The 17,032-nt window shown below is 72.2% G+C and carries 19 protein-coding genes and 1 riboswitch; of the genes, 15 read left to right on the top strand and 4 right to left on the bottom strand.

Going from position 1 to position 17,032, the window contains the following annotated elements; genetic code table 11:
* Nucleotides 1–96 precede the first annotated feature (96 nt).
* The gene (locus tag J7W19_RS18610) at nt 97–948 is read left to right on the top strand and encodes an alpha/beta hydrolase family protein (RefSeq protein ID WP_158688771.1); all 852 of its coding nucleotides are present in this window, start codon (nt 97–99) and stop codon (nt 946–948) included.
* A 53-nt stretch (nt 949–1,001) separates the two neighbouring features.
* On the opposite strand, the gene J7W19_RS18605 is transcribed toward J7W19_RS18610, so the two are convergent.
* Both J7W19_RS18605 and J7W19_RS18600 read right to left on the bottom strand, forming a co-directional pair.
* A complete protein-coding gene (locus J7W19_RS18605) occupies nt 1,002–2,897 on the bottom strand; it encodes an ABC transporter ATP-binding protein (RefSeq protein ID WP_040889515.1) in 1,896 nt (631 codons plus the stop codon).
* Nucleotides 2,898–3,145: 248 nt separating this feature from the next.
* Nucleotides 3,146–4,879, bottom strand: coding sequence for an ABC transporter ATP-binding protein (locus J7W19_RS18600; protein ID WP_210455349.1), 1,734 nt, complete (start codon nt 4,877–4,879; stop codon nt 3,146–3,148).
* A gap of 285 nt (nt 4,880–5,164) precedes the next feature.
* Between J7W19_RS18600 and J7W19_RS18595 the strand changes: the two genes are divergently transcribed.
* The 7 genes from J7W19_RS18595 to J7W19_RS18570 all read left to right on the top strand — a co-directional run bounded on the left by J7W19_RS18595 (nt 5,165) and on the right by J7W19_RS18570 (nt 9,727).
* Entirely contained in the window at nt 5,165–5,425 is a 261-nt protein-coding gene (locus J7W19_RS18595; RefSeq protein WP_040891105.1) for a MoaD/ThiS family protein, read from the top strand.
* Nucleotides 5,426–5,446: 21 nt separating this feature from the next.
* Nucleotides 5,447–6,859, top strand: coding sequence for a hypothetical protein (locus J7W19_RS18590; RefSeq protein ID WP_004949152.1), 1,413 nt, complete (start codon nt 5,447–5,449; stop codon nt 6,857–6,859).
* A gap of 175 nt (nt 6,860–7,034) precedes the next feature.
* Complete coding sequence (locus tag J7W19_RS18585; RefSeq protein ID WP_004949154.1) at nt 7,035–7,739, top strand: LmeA family phospholipid-binding protein; 705 nt, start codon at nt 7,035–7,037, stop codon at nt 7,737–7,739.
* A 97-nt stretch (nt 7,740–7,836) separates the two neighbouring features.
* Entirely contained in the window at nt 7,837–7,986 is a 150-nt protein-coding gene (locus J7W19_RS33835) for a putative leader peptide (RefSeq protein WP_411848839.1), read from the top strand.
* 116 nt (nt 7,987–8,102) lie between these two features.
* Nucleotides 8,103–8,945, top strand: coding sequence for a sulfurtransferase (locus J7W19_RS18580; RefSeq protein WP_004949155.1), 843 nt, complete (start codon nt 8,103–8,105; stop codon nt 8,943–8,945).
* Between the two features lie 39 nt (nt 8,946–8,984).
* Entirely contained in the window at nt 8,985–9,272 is a 288-nt protein-coding gene (locus tag J7W19_RS18575; RefSeq protein ID WP_004949157.1) for a DUF1416 domain-containing protein, read from the top strand.
* Between the two features lie 176 nt (nt 9,273–9,448).
* The gene (locus J7W19_RS18570) at nt 9,449–9,727 is read left to right on the top strand and encodes a DUF3099 domain-containing protein (protein WP_004949158.1); all 279 of its coding nucleotides are present in this window, start codon (nt 9,449–9,451) and stop codon (nt 9,725–9,727) included.
* 16 nt (nt 9,728–9,743) lie between these two features.
* On the opposite strand, the gene J7W19_RS18565 is transcribed toward J7W19_RS18570, so the two are convergent.
* Complete coding sequence (locus tag J7W19_RS18565) at nt 9,744–10,109, bottom strand: DsrE family protein (protein ID WP_004949161.1); 366 nt, start codon at nt 10,107–10,109, stop codon at nt 9,744–9,746.
* 276 nt (nt 10,110–10,385) lie between these two features.
* Here J7W19_RS18565 and J7W19_RS18560 point away from each other — a divergent pair, with 276 nt between their 5' ends.
* From J7W19_RS18560 to ygfZ, 6 genes are all read left to right on the top strand, one after another.
* Nucleotides 10,386–10,991 carry a heme-binding beta-barrel domain-containing protein gene (locus J7W19_RS18560; protein ID WP_004949165.1) on the top strand — a complete coding sequence of 202 codons (606 nt, stop codon included), beginning with the start codon at nt 10,386–10,388 and terminating at the stop codon, nt 10,989–10,991.
* A riboswitch (cobalamin riboswitch) is annotated at nt 10,985–11,120 on the top strand. (Overlaps the previous gene by 7 nt.)
* Before the next feature lie 99 nt (nt 11,121–11,219).
* Complete coding sequence (locus J7W19_RS18555) at nt 11,220–12,308, top strand: FecCD family ABC transporter permease (RefSeq protein ID WP_004949167.1); 1,089 nt, start codon at nt 11,220–11,222, stop codon at nt 12,306–12,308.
* Complete coding sequence (locus J7W19_RS18550) at nt 12,308–13,078, top strand: ABC transporter ATP-binding protein (RefSeq protein WP_004949169.1); 771 nt, start codon at nt 12,308–12,310, stop codon at nt 13,076–13,078. Before J7W19_RS18555 ends, J7W19_RS18550 begins: the two co-directional genes overlap by 1 nt.
* Before the next feature lie 33 nt (nt 13,079–13,111).
* Nucleotides 13,112–14,131, top strand: a complete 1,020-nt coding sequence (locus tag J7W19_RS18545) for an ABC transporter substrate-binding protein (RefSeq protein ID WP_004949171.1) — start codon at nt 13,112–13,114, stop codon at nt 14,129–14,131.
* Nucleotides 14,132–14,149: 18 nt separating this feature from the next.
* Nucleotides 14,150–14,587 (top strand): Fur family transcriptional regulator, encoded by a 438-nt coding sequence (locus J7W19_RS18540; protein ID WP_004949173.1) that lies wholly within the window; start codon nt 14,150–14,152, stop codon nt 14,585–14,587.
* A 52-nt stretch (nt 14,588–14,639) separates the two neighbouring features.
* Entirely contained in the window at nt 14,640–15,620 is a 981-nt protein-coding gene (gene ygfZ / locus J7W19_RS18535) for a CAF17-like 4Fe-4S cluster assembly/insertion protein YgfZ (protein WP_004949174.1), read from the top strand.
* Between the two features lie 126 nt (nt 15,621–15,746).
* Here the strand turns inward: ygfZ and dtd are convergent, their stop codons facing one another.
* Nucleotides 15,747–16,172 carry a D-aminoacyl-tRNA deacylase gene (dtd, locus tag J7W19_RS18530; protein WP_004949176.1) on the bottom strand — a complete coding sequence of 142 codons (426 nt, stop codon included), beginning with the start codon at nt 16,170–16,172 and terminating at the stop codon, nt 15,747–15,749.
* Nucleotides 16,173–16,331: 159 nt separating this feature from the next.
* Here dtd and J7W19_RS18525 point away from each other — a divergent pair, with 159 nt between their 5' ends.
* Complete coding sequence (locus J7W19_RS18525) at nt 16,332–16,994, top strand: RsiG family protein (protein WP_004949179.1); 663 nt, start codon at nt 16,332–16,334, stop codon at nt 16,992–16,994.
* The last annotated feature ends 38 nt before the right edge of the window (nt 16,995–17,032 follow it).

Here is a 17,032-nt window from a genome sequence, read left to right as displayed (position 1 = left end):
TGCGCCCGGTCGTCCGCGGGGCGCGCACGTCCGAATGCACAAAAGGACCCGGGGGCGACTCTGCCCGGATCCTCTCTGCGCAGCAGAATAGCCCACATGACTTTCCCGGGCGCCGACGACTTTGCCCGACCTTGTGTTTCGTCGATCACTTCGGGTGGTCATCGCATCGTCCTCTTGACAGCCGACGGAGTCCGGGTGGAGGCCGCCCACCAGCCCGGACCGCCGCTGTCCGGGAAGGGCCCCCGGCCCCCGGCCGTCGTGCTCGCGCACGGCTTCACAGGGGCCCTCGACCGGCCCGCGCTGCGCCGGGCGGCCGGGGTGTTCGCCCAGTACACGGGCGTGATCACGTTCTCGTTCCGGGGACACGGCCGTTCGGGTGGCCACTCCACCGTCGGCGACCGGGAGGTGCTGGACCTGGCCGCGGCCGTCGGCTGGGCCCGGCGGCTGGGGTACGAGCGGGTGGCGACGGTCGGCTTCTCGATGGGCGGATCCGTGGCACTGCGCCACGGTGGCCTGTACCTCCCGGAGACCGGCCGAAAGCACGAGGGGCGCACGGGGGCACACGCCGACATGGTGGTGTCGGTGAGCGCGCCCGCCCGCTGGTTCTACCGGGGCACGGCCCCGATGCGGCGGCTGCACTGGGCGGTCACCCGCCCGGCGGGCCGGGCGGTGGCCCGCTGGGCGCTGCGGACACGGGTGCACTCCGGGGAGTGGGATCCGGTGCCGGTGCCGCCGGTGGGGGCGGTGCCGTCGATCGCCCCTCGTCGGCTGCTGATCGTGCACGGGGACCGGGACCCGTACTTCCCCCTCGATCACCCGCGGGCACTCGCGGCGGCCGGGGATCCGGCGAGTACCGAGCTGTGGATCGAACCCGGGTTCGGTCATGCGGAGACGGCCGCGCCGATGCCGTTGCTACGGCGGATCGCCCGGTGGGTGGCCGCGGGGTAGCGGGCTCCGGCCACGCCCTCTCCCCCGCGAGTGCGGATCCCGGGGCGCGGCCCCTACGCGTCCTCCGCCACCGGCTGGGCGAACTGCGCCGCGTACAGCCGCGCGTAGGCGCCGTCCGCCGCCAGCAGCGACTCGTGATCGCCCTGTTCCACGATCCGCCCGGACTCCATCACGAGGATCACGTCCGCGTCGCGGATCGTGGACAGCCGGTGGGCGATCACGAAGCTGGTGCGGCCCGAGCGGAGTTCGGCCATGGCCTGCTGGATGAGCACCTCGGTGCGGGTGTCCACCGAGCTGGTGGCCTCGTCCAGGATGAGGATCTCGGGCTCTGCGAGGAACGCCCGCGCGATGGTGATCAGCTGCTTCTCGCCGACGCTGACGTTGCCGCCCTCCTCGTCGATCACCGTGTCGTAGCCGTCGGGCAGCGTCCGGACGAAGCGGTCGACGTGGGTGGCCTTGGCCGCCTCGACGATCCGCTCGGTCGTGGCCCCGTCGGCACCGTAGGCGATGTTGTCGGCGATCGTGCCGCCGAACAGCCAGGTGTCCTGGAGGACCATGCCGATGTGGGAACGCAGTTCCTCGCGGGAGAGGGTCGCGACGTCGGTGCCGTCGAGGGTGATCCGGCCGCCGTTCACCTCGTAGAACCGCATCAGCAGATTGACCAGGGTGGTCTTGCCGGCACCCGTGGGGCCGACGATGGCGACGGTCTGGCCGGGGCGGACGGTGAGGGAGAGGTCCTCGATGAGCGGCTTGTCGGGGTCGTAGCGGAAGGAGACGTTCTCGAACGCGACCTCGCCGCGGACCCGGCCGAGCTTCCGCTCGTCGTCGTCCGGGGACTGCTCCTCGGCGTCGAGGAGCTCGAAGACGCGCTCGGCGGAGGCGACGCCGGACTGGACGAGGTTGGCCATGGAGGCGACCTGCATCAGCGGCTGGCTGAACTGGCGCGAGTACTGGACGAACGCCTGGACGTCGCCGATCGACAGCGAACCGCTCGCCACCCGCAGCCCGCCGACGACGGCGACGAGCACGTAGTTGAGGTTGCCGACGAACATCATCGCGGGCTGGATGATGCCGGATATGAACTGCGCCTTGAAACTGGCCCGGTAGAGCTCCTCGTTCTCCTTGCGGAAGACCGCCGCGGACTCCTCCTGCCGGCCGAAGACCTTCACCAGCGAGTGGGCCGTGTACATCTCCTCGACATGGGCGCTGAGCCGGCCGGTCGACGCCCACTGGGAGACGAACTGCGGCTGTGCGCGCTTGCCGACGGCCGTGGCGACGTACACCGAGACGGGGACGGTGATCAGCGCGACGACGGCCAGCAGCCAGGAGATCCAGAACATCACCGCGAGCACGCCGACCATGGTCAGTACCGAGGCCATCATCTGGCTCAGGGTCTGCTGGAAGGTCTGGGCGATGTTGTCGATGTCGTTGGTGGCCCGGGAGAGGATCTCGCCGCGCTGCTGCTTGTCGAAGTAGCTCAGCGGCAGCCGCCCCAGCTTCTCCTCGACGTCCTGGCGCAGCCGGAAGACGGTGCGCTGGATGGCGACGGTGACGACCCGCGCCTGGAGGAAACCGAACAGGGACGCGGCGATGTAGATCAGCAGCACCCACAGCAGCACCGTGCCGACGGCACCGAAGTCGATGCCCTGGCCGGGGGTGAAGTCGACGCCGGACAGGACGTCCGCGATGTTGCCGTGACCGCTGTGGCGCAGCCCCTCGAGGGCCTGGTCCTTGGTGGTGCCCGCCGGCATCTGCTGTCCGACGACACCGGCGAAGATGAGGTCGGTGGCGTGGCCGAGGACCTTGGGGCCGGTCACCGACATCGCGACGCTGGCCACCGCGAGCAGCAGCACGGCCCAGAGCATGTGCTTCTCGGGGCCCATGCGGGCGAACAGGCGACGGCCGGAGCCCTTGAAATCGGCGGACTTCTCGGTCGGCTGGCCGCCCATGAAGCGGGCGATGCCGGAAGCGGGCGCGGGCCCCCGCCGGGCCGGAGCGGTCTTCCCGGGCTGCTTCCCCGGTTGCTTCGCGGGCTGCCCGCCCGGCTCCTGGTGCCCGCCCGACTCCGCCGGTCCCGCGGCGGAAGCCGGTCCGGTAGCGGAGGCGGATCCGGCGGCGGAAGCCGGTCCGGAGTCCTCGGGGGTCGGCGGTCCGGGCCGCTCGGGCCCCGTCGACCGCTGGGACTTCGCCGGAGTGCTCACGCGGCCTCCTCCTCGGTGAGCTGGGACAGCACGATCTCCCGGTAGGTCTCGTTCGAGGCCATCAGCTCGGTGTGGGTTCCGGTGCCGACGACGCGGCCCTCGTCCAGGACGACGATCCGGTCGGCGTCGCGGATGGTGGAGACGCGCTGGGCCACGACGAGGACGGTGGCGTCCCCGGTCTCCCGGGACAGCGCCGCCCGCAGCCGGGCGTCGGTGGCGTAGTCGAGCGCGGAGAAGGAGTCGTCGAACAGGTAGATCTCAGGTTTGCGCACCAGGGTGCGGGCGATGGCCAGGCGCTGGCGCTGGCCACCGGAGACGTTGGAGCCGCCCTGCGCGATGGGGGCCTCCAGCCCCTCCTCCATGGCCTCGACGAACTCCCGGGCCTGCGCGGTCTCCAGGGCCGCCCACAGCTCCTCGTCGGTCGCGTCGGGCCGCCCGTAGCGGAGGTTGGAGGCGATCGTGCCGGAGAAGAGGTAGGGCTTCTGCGGGACGAGTCCCACCGTGCGGGCGATGAGGGTGGGATCGGCCTCGCGGACGTCCACGCCGCCGATCAGGACCTCGCCCTCGGTGGCGTCGAAGAGCCGCGGGATCAGCCCGAGCAGCGTCGACTTGCCGCTGCCGGTGGAGCCGATGACGGCGGTGACCTCGCCCGGGCGCGCGACCAGGGAGACGTTTCGCAGGACGGGCTCCTCGGCGCCGGGGTAGCGGAAGCCGGCGCCGCGCAGTTCGAGGTGGCCGTGCGCGCGCAGCTCGGTGACCGGCGCGGCGGCCGGCACCACGCTGGTGTCGGTGCTCAGGACCTCGTGGATCCGCTCGGCGCAGACCTCCGCGCGCGGCACCATCATGAACATGAAGGTGGCCATCATGACCGCCATCAGGATCTGCATCAGATAGCTGAGGAACGCGGTGAGGGCGCCGATCTCCATGTCGCCGCTGTCGATGCGGTGCCCGCCGAACCACAGCACCGCGACCGAGGCCGCGTTCACGATCAGCATCACGGCCGGGAACATGACGGCCGCCAGCCGCCCGGAGCGCAGCGAGACGTCCATCAGCGCGGTGTTGGCCGCGCGGAAGCGCCGGCGCTCGTGCTTGTCGCGGACGAACGCGCGGATGACGCGGATGCCGGCGATCTGCTCGCGGAGGACGCGGTTGACGGTGTCGACCCGCTCCTGCACGTCCTTGAACATCGGGCGCAGCCGCCGGACAGTCAGCGCGATGACGACGCCGAGCACGGGCACGATGGCCAGCAGCAGGCCGGACAGCGGCACGTCCTGCTTGAGGGCCATCACGATGCCGCCGAAGCACATGATGGGCGCGCCCACCATCAGCGTGAACGACATCAGGACCAGCATCTGGACCTGCTGGACGTCATTGGTGGTACGCGTGATCAGCGAGGGCGCCCCGAACCTGCCCACCTCGCGGGCCGAGAAGGACTGCACCCGGTCGAAGACCTCCTCGCGCAGGTCCCGGCCGATGCCCATGGCGATCCGCGCGCCGACGTAGACCGCGCCGAGCGAGCACACGAGCTGGACGAGGGCCACCGCCGCCATCACCCCGCCGGTGCCGAGGATGTAGCCGGTATCGCCCTTCACCACGCCCTTGTCGATGATGTCGGCGTTGAGCGTGGGCAGATAGAGCGTCGCGAGGGTTTGGACGAGCTGAAGGAGCACCACCAGCGCCAAGGGGCGGGAGTAGCGCTTCATTCGGACTCGGAGTAGGCGTACCAGCACACGAGCAGCCTATGCGAACGCCGTTCGTCCGATCCCCCGGTTTTCGCCCGCCGTTTCCCCCGGATTCCCAGCCGCCCCAAGGGAATCCACCGCCATTACCTCCGGGTTCTCGCCGGGATTCCGTCCGGATTTCGCGGCCGGGGGCCGGGGGCGGCCCGGTACCCGTCATCATGGAGGCGGAAGAAGCGGCGACGACGCAGCCGATTGCACATGGAACCGAGACGTGAAAGCGGGGTGGCCGTGGCGACCGCAGACACGGCACGACCGGGGCCCCCCGGCCGGACGGTGCCGACGGGCACGATCCGGTACTGGGCCGCGGCGAAGGCCGCCGCCGGCACGGCCGAGGAGCCCTACGCGGCACCGACGCTCGCCGACGCGCTGGCCGCCGCCCGGGAGCGGCACGCGGAGCGCCCGGAGTTCGCGCGGGTCCTCGCGCGCTGCTCCTTCCTCGTGGACGGCGACCCGGTCGGCACCCGCGCGCACACCACGGTCCAGCTGGCCGAGGGCGGCACGGTCGAAGTGCTCCCGCCCTTCGCAGGAGGGTGACACCGGCACGATGAGGGCACGATGAGCGACCAGTACCACGACCCGTACCAGCCACGGGACCCGTACGCCGGGTACGGCGAGTACGACGGAAACGGCCACCGGGACGGCGCGCACCAGGGCGGCACCGGGCACGACGGTTACGCCGCCTACGACCCGCGAGCCGCCGACGGCTCGACGGACGGCGGCGCGTACGGCTACGCGTACCCCCAGCAGCAGCCGCAGCACCCGCAGCCACAGCACCCCCAGGCGCAGCATCCGCAGATGCACCAGCAGGCCCCTCAGCATCAGCACCCGCACCAGCACGCCCAGGCGCAGCAGCAGGGCGGGACGGCCTGGCCCACGGCCGGCGGGCAGCAGGGCTGGGCGCCCGCCGACGACCAGCCGACGCAGACCTGGCAGGCCCAGACCTGGGAGACGCAGGCATGGCAGCAGCAGCTGCCGGTGGCCGAGCCGTCGTACGGGTCCCAGCCCGCCGCACCTTCCTCTGCCCACGACCATGCCCACAACCCCGCCCACGCCCCCGCCTGGGCCGGTGCCGCCGGACCGGACGCCGACGCCGCGGCCTGGCCGCAGCACCGGCGGTCCGCGCCGGCCACCGCGTACGCGACGGATACCGACGGCGGGCCGGGAGCGGTGCCCGCGCCGGTGCCGGCCGTCGCCGGAAAACCGGAGCGGCCGATGACGGCCGCGGAGAAGGCCAAGGCGGAGGGCCGGCCGCAGATCCTGTCGCCCGGCCTCCAGCCCGCGCTGCTGACGGCCGTCCTGGCCGCGCTGGTGGCGCTCGCCGCGCCCCTGGGCCAGGCGGCCCTGGCCGTCCCGGTGGTGCTGCTCCAGGCGGTGACCGCGGCGGGCTGGTTCCGGCTCAACGGGATGTGGCCCGCCCGCCAGGGCATCGCGCTGGCGTTCCTGGGCGGCCTGGTCGCCGACGCCGGGCTGCTGGCCGTCAAGGCCGAGCGGGCCCCCACGGTGGTCCTCGGCACCCTCGGCGTCTGGCTGCTGCTGGTGGTCATGCTCCAGCTCCGCAGCCACGCCTCGCCGGACGAGCGGCTGTACGGGCTGACGACGGCCGGCGGTTCGACCGTCCTCGCGGTCCTCGCGGCCGGTCACCTGGCCGCGGACCGGGACGCGGTGGTGGTCGGCGGCATCGCCGTGGCCGTCACGGTCCTGGCCCGGGCGCTGCCGCTGCCGTCCATGGCCTCCCCGGTCGTCGCGCTGCTCGCGGCGGCGGGCGCGGGCGTGCTCGGCGGTCAGCTGACGCACACCGGAGGCTCCGCGGCCCTCCTGGGCCTGGCGGCCGGCGTCTGTGCGCTGGTCGGCCTGCGGGTGGCGAGCTACGACTACCCGTCGCGCTTCGTGCACATGACCGCGGGTGTCGCCCTGCCGCTGGCGCTCGCCGCCCCGGCGGTCTACGTCATGGGCCGGGCGCTCTTCTGACGCGCCCCGAAGGGTTCGGCGGGCCGTGTGACCCGTCACGGTGGGCCGTCCCCGGAGAACCGGGGGCGGCCCTTCGCCGTCTCCATGGTCGTCAGGACCACCGTTGCCCGACGACCGGCTGGGTAGGCTCGCCGGAACGGCAAGGCCCGAACCGACCCTGGGGGAACGTCACCCGATGCGCGCCATACGCACCCTGCTGATCGTCGTCGTGATCCTGGGCGGCCTCTTCGTCGCCGCCGACCGTGTGGCGGTCTGGTACGTGGAGGACGAGGCGGCGGGCAAGATACAGAGCAGCCAGAACATGTCGGGCAAGCCCGACGTCTCCATCAAGGGCTTCCCGTTCCTGACCCAGGTGGCGGACTCCAAGCTGGACGAGGTCGAGGTCTCGCTCGACGGCGGTGTCACGGCCGGCACGGGCGACAAGTCGATCCGGGTCAGCGACTTCGACGCGACCCTGCACGGTGTCCGCGTCGACAGCAGCTTCACCTCCGCCGTCGCCGACCGGGCCACCGGCACGGCCCACATCTCGTACGAGGACCTCAGCCGCATCGCCGGGCAGGGCATCACTGTCGGCTACGGCGGCAAGGACGCGTCCGGCACCAGCCGGGTCAAGGTGACGGGCAGCATCCCGCTGCCGATGGGCGTGGTGAAGCGGAGTGTGGTGTCCACGGTGAGCCTGGCGGGGGACACGCGGGTGCGGGTGCACGCGGAGAAGGTGCCTTCGGATCTGCCGGGGCTGGAGGGGCTGATCCGCTCGAAGACGGATTTCGAGCGGGAGATCACCGGGTTGCCCCGGGGGATCAAGCTGGAGAAGGTCGAGACCAATGAGAAGGGTGTGGAGATCACGCTCGGTGGGACGGGTGTCCGGCTGGCGGGATGAGCCCCGGCCCCACCCCTTCGCCGTTTCCCGGGACTGACGCCCCACACCCCCGTTCCGCGGCTTCGCCGCTCGTCCTCAAGTGCCGGACGGACGAAAAATGAGACGGTCCGTCTCATATACCGACACACCGGTGACACCCCTCCCCCACCCTCCCTACGATCGCACCATGAGGCGACAGGCGGATCTCACCAAGCGGCGGGCAGTCGACCTGTGCCGTGTGGCCGCCATGCTGTGTCGTCGTGCCTGACGGGGCTCCGCCCCCTCTTCGGCCGGCCGCTCCGGCCCCCCTCCCGCATCACCGCCATGTGCCGGCGCCCGGCACGCCCTTGGCGTACCTCAGCAACTGCCCCGGAGGAGAACAGCATGAGCCGCAATGACGTCCTGGTGGATGCCGACTGGCTCCAGGCCCGCATCGACGCAGGCGACCCCAAGACCGTCATCGTCGAGGTCGACGAGGACACCTCGGCCTACGACAAGAACCACATCAAGTCCGCCATCCGGATCGACTGGCGGACGGACCTCCAGGACCCGGTCCGCCGCGACTTCGTCGACCAGGCGGGCTTCGAGAAGCTGCTGTCCGAGAAGGGCATCGCCAACGACGACACGGTCGTCCTCTACGGCGGCAACAACAACTGGTTCGCCGCCTACGCCTACTGGTACTTCAAGCTCTACGGCCACCAGGACGTCCGCCTCCTCGACGGCGGCCGCAAGAAGTGGGAGCTGGACTCCCGCGACCTGGTCGCCGAGGTCCCGCAGCGGCCCCGCACCGAGTACAAGGCCAAGCCGCAGGACGCCTCGATCCGCGCGTTCCGGGACGACGTGGTGGCCGCTATCGGCAACCTGAACCTGGTGGACGTCCGGTCCCCCGACGAGTTCAGCGGCAAGCTGCTCGCCCCCGCCCACCTCCCGCAGGAGCAGTCGCAGCGCCCGGGCCACGTGCCGACGGCGCGCAACATCCCCTGGTCCAAGGCGGCCAACGACGACGGCACGTTCAAGTCGGACGACAAACTCCGGGCCGTCTACGAGGGCGCGGGCGTGGACCTGACGAAGGACACCATCGCGTACTGCCGGATCGGCGAGCGGTCGGCGCACACCTGGTTCGTCCTGCACGAGCTGCTCGGGCAGCCCAACGTCCGCAACTACGACGGCTCGTGGACCGAGTACGGCTCCCTCGTCGGCGTGCCGATCGAGCTCGGCGCCAACTGACCCGCCCGACGACAGCACGAACGAGGAAAGGTACGCAGCATGTGTGGAGCCAAGGCCGGCGGCCCCGACGCCTCGACGGCCAAGCAGGGCGAGACGACCATCCAGGGTTCCGTGACCCGTGACGGCGTGCCCGTCGCCGGTTACGTGCGCCTGCTGGACAGCGACGGCGAGTTCACCGCGGAGGTCCCCACCTCCGCGACCGGGCAGTTCCGCTTCTACGCGGCCGAGGGCACCTGGACGGTCCGCGCCCTCGTCCCGGGCGCGACCGCCGACCGTACGGTCGTCGCGCAGCCCGGTGGGCTGGCGGAGGTGGCGATCGCCGTCTGAGCGGGCGCGCCGCATAAAGCACGGCGCCCCGCGCGCCGGACGGCCGGAGGGCCGCACCCCGGGGTTTGGACGACCTGATGGCGGAGTGCGGCCCTCCGGCACGCTCTCCCGCCCGCGCGCCCCCGGACGGGCCGCGCGCGCTGTACGGCGCCCGGCCCCCGCCGTACCGTTGAAGCATGTACGCGCGGCGGCGTCACCTGTACTTCGCCATGATGGGCACGTGCGTCGGGATGTTCGTCCTGGCCTGGGCCGTCGTACGGCTGTGGTCCGTGCCCGCCGCCATCGGCATGTGCCTGTTCGCGATGGTCATCCCCCCGGTGGCGGCCATCGTGGCCAACCGCAGGGGCCCCGACGACCGCTGGTGGGACGAGGAGACGGGCGACCCCGAGTCCGACCGCTGGTGGAACGAGCTGGACGACCGGCGCGGGCGCGACGACCAACGCGACGGCCAGTAGACGACCGGCCGGACGGTCAGTAGACCAGCGCCTGCACCCCGTCCGCCATGGCCTCGCCGACGAAGACCTGGGCCCCCGCGATGCGCGCGCCCTCGATCAGGTCCTTCTCCTCGATGTCCCGCCGCGCCGCGCACTGCGTGCAGACGGTGATCATGCCGCCGCCCGCCCGGATGCCGTCGATCAGCTCGGGCAGCGGCGCCGCGTGCGGCAGTTCGAACTCCGCCGCCCGCCCCGGCAGGGCGAACCAGGACGACTCCCCGGTCAGCCACAGCGAGACCTCGACGCCGCTCGCCACGGCGACGGCCGCCACCGTGAACGCCTGCGAGCACCGCTCGGGCGCGTCCGCGCCCGCCGTCACCTTGATCACGAGCTTCTTCCGCATGGGATCACTGTAGGCCGGGCGCCCCACGACCGGGCCGTCCCGGGGCCGTACCACCTCACACCGCCGATCCGCAGCGGGCCGACTAGACTCGTCGCAGGTCCGTAACCCCTCACTCCGACCGAGGAGCGCGCTCGTGCTTGAGGCAGTCTTCACCACCCTGCTGGTCCTGGTCGCCGTCGGCGTCCTCGCGTTCGCCGGGCTGACCTGGAAGAAGCTGTACCAGGGCCAGCGCTGAGCCTCCCTGACCACCCCCTACAGATCGTCTGAGCTGAGCCCATGATCGAGATTCCGTCCGACCTCCACCGGGACCTGGTGCCCCTCGTCTTCCTCCTCGGCAAGTGGGAGGGGGCGGGCGTCGCCGACTTCCCGGGCGCCGAGAAGTGCAACTTCGGGCAGGAAGTCACCTTCACCCACGACGGCCGGGACTTCCTGGAGTACGTCTCGCGCAGCTGGGTGCTCGACGCCGAGGGGAACAAGGTCCGTCCGCTGGAGACCGAGAGCGGCTACTGGCGGATCGACAAGAACCGCCAGGTCGAGGTCGTCATGATCCGCGACCAGGGCGTCGTCGAGGTCTGGTACGGCGAGCTCGCCGACAAGAAGCCGCAGATCGACATCGTCACGGACGCGGTCGCACGGACCGCCGCGTCCGGCCCGTACTCCGGCGGCAAGCGCCTCTACGGGTACGTCAAGGGCGACCTGATGTGGGTCGGCGAGAAGGCCACCCCCGAGGTGCCGCTGCGGCCGTACATGTCCGCGCAGCTGAAGAAGACCGCCGACGTGGCCGCTCTGGAGGAGTGGGCGCGGAACCTGCCGGACGACCTGCCGGACGGCGTCTCCTTCTTCCGCCCGGACGGCACCCCCTACAACCCCGAGCAGCCGTAAGCCCAGGCTGCCGTACGAAGCGCCCCGCGGGGGAAGTCCGGTCGAAGTCCGGCGCTGACCCGCAACGGTAGGCGGAGCACTGAGGAGTGCTCCGCGAGCCCGATCACCCGCGGCGGTGTCAGCTCCTGACAACTCGCCGTGGACTGCGAGGGGAGGCCCCCCGCGGCGCGGTGGGGCTCCTACGGGCACGCGTGCCCGGGCCCACGGCCCGAGCCGAAGGCGTCCCCCTTGGCGACCACCGCGCACGCCCCGCCCGGCACCACCGCACCCGCACCGGCACGGCGGATCCCGCTGCCACCCCTGCTCGCCGGGCTGACCGTGGTCTTCCTCGGCTCCCTGCTCTGCTGCGTCGCCCTCGGCTCCTCCGGCATCGGCTGGGGGCGGGTGCTGCGCTACCTGGGGGCGGGGCTGACCGGGGGCAGGATCGGGGCGGACGAGGTCTCCGCCTACACCATCGTCTGGGAGCTGCGCTTCCCGCGCGCCCTGCTGGCGGCGGTGGTCGGCGCCGGGCTCGCCGCCGTCGGCGTGGCCACCCAGGCGCTGGTCCGCAACGCCCTCGCCGACCCGTTCGTGCTCGGCATCTCCTCCGGCGCCGCCGTCGGCGCCAACGCGGTGCTCCTCTTCGGCGTGCTCGGCTCGCTGGGCGTCTGGGCGCTGTCCAGCGCCGCGTTCCTCTCCGCGCTCGCCTCGATGGCCCTGGTCTACGCGGCGGCCCGCGGCACCGGGCACGGGCTGACCCCGCTGCGGCTGGTGCTGGTCGGGACGGCCATGTACTACGGCTTCTCCGCGATCACCACCCTGATGGTCTTCAGCGCGGACCGCGGGGACGCCGCCCGCTCCGCGATGATGTGGCTGCTCGGCAGCCTGGGCGGCGCGAGCTGGCAGTCCGTGCCGATCGCCGCCGGGGCCGTGCTGCTGGGCCTGGGCTACCTGCTGTGGTCGGCGCGCGGCCTGAACGTGCTGGCCATGGGCGACGAGACGTCGTCCGCGCTCGGCGTGGACCCCGAGCGGCGGCGCCGGGTGCTGTTCGTCGTGGTGGCGGCCGTCACCGGTGCCGTGGTGGCCGTCAGCGGCGCCATCGGCTTCGTCGGGCTGATGGTCCCGCACGCCACCCGGATGCTGGTCGGCGCCGACCACCGCCGCGTCCTCGCCGTCGCGCCACTGCTGGGCGCGGTGCTGCTGGTGTGGGTGGACGTCGTCTCGCGGCTGCTGCTCGCGCCCGTCGAACTGCCGGTCGGGGTGATCACGGCGTTGATCGGCGTGCCCTGCTTCATCCTGCTGATGCGCCGGCGCGGCTACACCTTCGGAGGGGCCTGATGCGGGTCGACATCGAGGACCTGTCGGTCGAGGTGGCCGGCGCCCGGCTCGTCCGGGACGTGGAACTGCGGGCGGAGAGCGGGCAGTTCGTCGGCGTCGTCGGCCCCAACGGCAGCGGCAAGTCGACGCTGCTGCGGTGCGTCTACCGCGCACTGCGGCCGACGTACGGCCGGGTGCTGCTGGACGGCGACGACCTGCACGGTCTCACCGCCCGCGAGGGCGCCCGGCGGCTGGCGGCGCTGCCGCAGGAGTCGGGCGGCGAGTTCGACTTCACGGTCGCCGAGGTCGTCGCGATGGGCCGGCTGCCGCACCAGCGGGCGGCCGGCCGCACCTCCCGCGAGGACACCGAGGTCTGCGCGGCGGCCCTGGCGCGGGTCGGCGCCGGGCACCTCGCGGACCGCGGCTTCCTGACCCTCTCCGGCGGCGAGAAGCAGCGCGTCCTGATCGCGCGCGCCCTCGCCCAGCAGCCGCGGGTGCTGGTCCTGGACGAGCCGACCAACCACCTGGACATCAGCCAGCAGCTCGAAGTCCTCGCGCTGGTACGGGACTCCGGGCTCACCGTGCTCGCCGCGCTGCACGACCTCAACCTGGCCGCGACCCACTGTGACGTCCTGTACGTCGTCCACGGCGGGCGGCTCGTCGCGTCCGGGCCGCCGGACGAGGTGCTGACGGCCGGGCTGCTGGCCGACGTCTTCGGCGTCCGGGCGCACCGGGTGCCCCACCCGGTGTCCGGCGTCCCGCAACTCCTCTTCGACCGCCTCCCCCGGTAATCCCTCGTCCTCAGGAGCCCCGCCATGCGAGCCATGCGCACCCCCCGCGTCCTCGTCTGCCTGACCGCCGCCCTCGCCCTGGCGGGCTGCGGCGCGCAGGTGGACGAGAAGACCGACGACGCCAAGAAGGCCCCGGCGTCCGGCCATTACCCCGTCACCATCGAGAACTGCGGTGTGAAGACGGTGTACGACAAGGCGCCGCGCCGGGTGGTGACCAACGACGTGGGCATCGCCGAGATCATGTTCGCGCTCGGCCTGGAGGACCACATGGCCGGCTACGTGGCGCCGGACTACAAGACCAGCCGCAAGGACGACATCCCCTGGAAGGACGGCTACGACAAGGTCAAGCGGCTGTCCACCAAGCAGATCAACAAGGAGATGGTCCTCGACGCCAAGGCCGACCTCGTCTTCGCCGGCTGGAACTACGGCTTCGGCGAGGGCGACGGCTTCACGCCCGCCACGCTGAGGAAGCTGGGTATCGGCTCGTACGTGCTCACCGAGTCCTGCCGCAGCGGCAGCGGCAAGCAGCGCGGCGTGATGCCGCCGCTGGAGGCGCTCTACACCGACCTCACCACCCTGGGGAAGATCTTCGACGTCGAGGACCGGGCGGCGAAGCTCGTCGCCGGGTTCAAGAAGAAGGTCGCGGACGCGCAGGCCGCGATCCCGGCCGACGGCAAGCGGCCCAAGGTCTTCCTCTACGACGACGGCCGCGACAAGCCGGTGACCGCGGGCGCCTACGCGGGCCCGCACGACATCATCACCAAGGCCGGCGGCGACCACGTGATGAGCGACCTGAAGGACACCTGGACCACCGTCGGCTGGGAGACGGTGGTCGACCGGCGGCCCGACGTCATCGTCATCAACAACTACGGAGACGTCACCGCCGAGGAGAAGCGGAAGTTCCTGCTCTCCTACCCGCCGCTGGCCGACGTCCCCGCCGTGAAGAACAAGCGGATCTTCGTCCTCGACTACGTGGACCTCGTGGAGAGCCCGCGCAACCCGGACGCCATCGCGGCCCTGGCCGGCTACCTGAAGGGGGTCGGGGAAGACTGACCCGCCTAGACTGGAGGTGTGGTGGACACCGACTGGCAGAGCGATCTCCGCAAGCGCGGCTACCGGCTGACGCCCCAGCGTCAGCTCGTGCTGGAAGCGGTGGACCGGCTGGAGCACGCGACGCCGGACGACATCCTCACCGAGGTCCGCAAGACGGCCGGCGGCATCAACATCTCCACCGTCTACCGGACGCTGGAGCTCCTGGAGGAGCTCGGCCTGGTCAGCCACGCCCACCTCGGCCACGGCGCCCCCACGTACCACCTCGCGGACCGGCACGACCACATACACCTGGTCTGCCGGGACTGCACCGGGGTGATCGAGGCGGGTCTGCCGGTGGCCGCCGACTTCACGGAGCGGCTGCGCGCGGAGTTCGGCTTCGAGACGGACATGAAGCACTTCGCGATCTTCGGACGGTGCCGGGCCTGCGCCTCGGGCAAGGCACCGGCCGGTTCCTAGGGCGGACCGTACGGGCCTCGGCCCCCGCCCGCGCGAGTCGTAGGCTGGGCCCATGCTGCGTCAATCCAAGAGCCCTCTGCTGTCGCTGCCCGGCGCCGTCCCCGCCGAGGGCCCGGACGAAGGCGTCGCCGCGCACTACGGCGACCCGTTCCGCGAGCAGCGCGCGCTCGCCGACGGGTCCGGCTTCGTCGACCTCTCCCACCGGGGAGTGATCGCCGTCTCCGGCGACGACCGGCTGAGCTGGCTGCACCTGCTGCTCACCCAGCACGTCAGCGAGCTGCCGCCCGGGCAGGCCACCGAGGCGCTGATCCTCACCGCCAACGGCCACATCGAACACGCCCTCTCCCTCGTCGACGACGGCACGACCGTCTGGGCCCACGTGGAACCCGGCACCCAGGAGGCGCTGCTCGCCTACCTGGAGAGCATGAAGTTCTTCTACCGGGTGGAGGTCGCCGACCGCACCGACGAGATCGCCGTCGTCCACCTGCCGGCCGGCTCCATCGCCGAGGCCCCCGACGGCGTCGTCGTCCGCGAGACGCCGCACGGGCGCGACCTGTTCCTGCCGCGCGAGCGGCTGGAGTCCTTCGCGGCGGAACACGGTCCCGCCGCCGGCGTCCTCGCCCTGGAGGCCCTCCGCGTCGAGGCCCACCGCCCGCGGCTCGGCCGGGAGACGGACCACCGGACGATCCCGCACGAGCTCGGCCTCATCGGCACGGCTGTTCATTTGCAAAAGGGTTGTTATCGAGGCCAGGAGACCGTCGCCCGCGTCCAGAACCTGGGGAAGCCGCCGCGGCGGCTCGTCTTCCTGCACCTCGACGGGAGCGAGGTCCACCTGCCGGGGCACGGGGCGCCGGTGCGGCTGGCCTCGGACGGGCCTGACGGGCGGCAGCTCGGCTTCGTGACCACTGCCGTGCGGCATTACGAGCTGGGGCCGATCGCGCTCGCCCTCGTGAAACGGAATGTTCCCGTGGACGCGGCGCTGGTCGTGGGCGAGGGGACGGCGGCGGCGCAGGAGGTCGTGGTCGAGCCGTAGGGTGCCCCGGACCCGCCCTTTCACCGTTTCCTGGGGGCAAGCCCCCAGACCCCCCTTCGCGGCTCCGCCGCTCGTCCTCAAACGCCGGACGGGCTGTATCCGGCCCGTCCGGCGGGCCCTCCCCCCTCACACCTCCAAGAGCACCGTGAACGGCCCGTCGTTCGTCAACGACACCTTCATGTCGGCGCCGAACACCCCCGTCTCCACCGACGCCCCCAACTCCCGCAACCGAGCCACCACCTCATCCACCAGAGGCTCGGCCACGCGGCCCGGAGCAGCCGCGTTCCAGGTGGGCCGCCGCCCCTTCCGCGCGTCACCGTAAAGCGTGAACTGGGAGACCACGAGCAGCGGCGCGCCCACGTCGGAGCAGGACTTCTCGTCGGCGAGGATCCGGACGGACCACAGCTTCCGGGCGAGCTGGGCCGCCTTCTCCGGGGTGTCGTCGTGGGTCACCCCGACCAGCACGCACAGCCCCTCGCCCACGATCTCGCCGACCGTCCGGCCGTCCACGACGACGGACGCCCCGTTCACCCTCTGCACCACAGCACGCATGCCGTCCATGATGCCGGGCGCCGTCGGGCCGCCCCCTTCAGGGCCGTTCGGGTGGAGACGGCCTGCGGCCGGGCGGGGCACAGTGGCACGATGCGTGCAGGCGGTGCGATATGCGGGCACAGCGTTCCGTACGCACCCGGCGCGAGGGGACGGAGCCGCATGACCACACCGATCGAGCACCACCTCAAGACACCCGAGAAGACGCCCAAGACGCTCGAGAAGACACTTGAGGCGCTCAGGGCGAAGGCATCGGAAGCCGGGGACGCCGTGGACAGTCTGCACGCGAGGCCGCCGAGCCAGCGGTCCGGGCGGCTCGCGGACGTTCCCGTGCGGCAGCTCGGCGAGCTGCGGCTCGCGGAGCTGCGGGCGGTGCGCAAGGAGGCCCGGCGGGAGGAGGCGGACCTCAGCTACGTCCGGCGGCTGCTCCAGGGCCGTATCGACATCCTGCGGGCCGAGCTGGAGCGCCGGGCGGCGCCGGGCACCCCGTCGTCCGACCGCCGGCTGCTGGTGGACCGGCTGACGGAGATCCTCACGGACGATCCGTCCGCCCACCGCTCCTCCGCCCGCCACGTGACGCTGGGGACGCCGCACGCCGAGGAGTACCGGCGGCTGGCCGAGGACATGCTGGGCGAGGTCGCCCTGTCGGACCTGGCCGCCCGGACGGACGCCGAGCTGCGGGCGGGGCTGGCCCGGCTCGCGGCCTACGAGCGGCACGTCTCCGAGCGGCGCCGGCAGCTCCAGCGCACGGCGGACGATTGCGGTGCGGAGATCGCGCGCAGGTACCGTGAAGGAGAAGCGCAAGTAGACGACCTGCTCCCGTGACACCCGGGGGCGGTCCCCGCCCCCGGAAGGCCCGGCCC

The organism is Streptomyces mobaraensis NBRC 13819 = DSM 40847 (genome assembly GCF_017916255.1).
Lineage (GTDB): Bacteria > Actinomycetota > Actinomycetes > Streptomycetales > Streptomycetaceae > Streptomyces > Streptomyces mobaraensis.
This window is presented reverse-complemented; position numbering and strand designations above follow the sequence as displayed.

Bases quoted from the DNA above. Each gene is read 5' to 3' on its own strand.
- J7W19_RS18610 (WP_158688771.1), top strand. From the start codon at position 97: ATGACTTTCCCGGGCGCCGACGACTTTGCCCGACCTTGTGTTTCGTCG.
- J7W19_RS18605 (WP_040889515.1), bottom strand. From the start codon at position 2,897: ATGGGCGGCCAGCCGACCGAGAAGTCCGCCGATTTCAAGGGCTCCGGC.
- J7W19_RS18590 (WP_004949152.1), top strand. From the start codon at position 5,447: ATGAGCGACCAGTACCACGACCCGTACCAGCCACGGGACCCGTACGCC.
- J7W19_RS18585 (WP_004949154.1), top strand. From the start codon at position 7,035: ATGCGCGCCATACGCACCCTGCTGATCGTCGTCGTGATCCTGGGCGGC.
- J7W19_RS33835 (WP_411848839.1), top strand. From the start codon at position 7,837: ATGAGACGGTCCGTCTCATATACCGACACACCGGTGACACCCCTCCCC.
- J7W19_RS18580 (WP_004949155.1), top strand. From the start codon at position 8,103: ATGAGCCGCAATGACGTCCTGGTGGATGCCGACTGGCTCCAGGCCCGC.
- J7W19_RS18575 (WP_004949157.1), top strand. From the start codon at position 8,985: ATGTGTGGAGCCAAGGCCGGCGGCCCCGACGCCTCGACGGCCAAGCAG.
- J7W19_RS18570 (WP_004949158.1), top strand. From the start codon at position 9,449: ATGTACGCGCGGCGGCGTCACCTGTACTTCGCCATGATGGGCACGTGC.
- J7W19_RS18565 (WP_004949161.1), bottom strand. From the start codon at position 10,109: ATGCGGAAGAAGCTCGTGATCAAGGTGACGGCGGGCGCGGACGCGCCC.
- J7W19_RS18560 (WP_004949165.1), top strand. From the start codon at position 10,386: ATGATCGAGATTCCGTCCGACCTCCACCGGGACCTGGTGCCCCTCGTC.
- J7W19_RS18550 (WP_004949169.1), top strand. From the start codon at position 12,308: ATGCGGGTCGACATCGAGGACCTGTCGGTCGAGGTGGCCGGCGCCCGG.
- J7W19_RS18545 (WP_004949171.1), top strand. From the start codon at position 13,112: ATGCGCACCCCCCGCGTCCTCGTCTGCCTGACCGCCGCCCTCGCCCTG.
- ygfZ (WP_004949174.1), top strand. From the start codon at position 14,640: ATGCTGCGTCAATCCAAGAGCCCTCTGCTGTCGCTGCCCGGCGCCGTC.
- dtd (WP_004949176.1), bottom strand. From the start codon at position 16,172: ATGCGTGCTGTGGTGCAGAGGGTGAACGGGGCGTCCGTCGTCGTGGAC.
- J7W19_RS18525 (WP_004949179.1), top strand. From the start codon at position 16,332: ATGACCACACCGATCGAGCACCACCTCAAGACACCCGAGAAGACGCCC.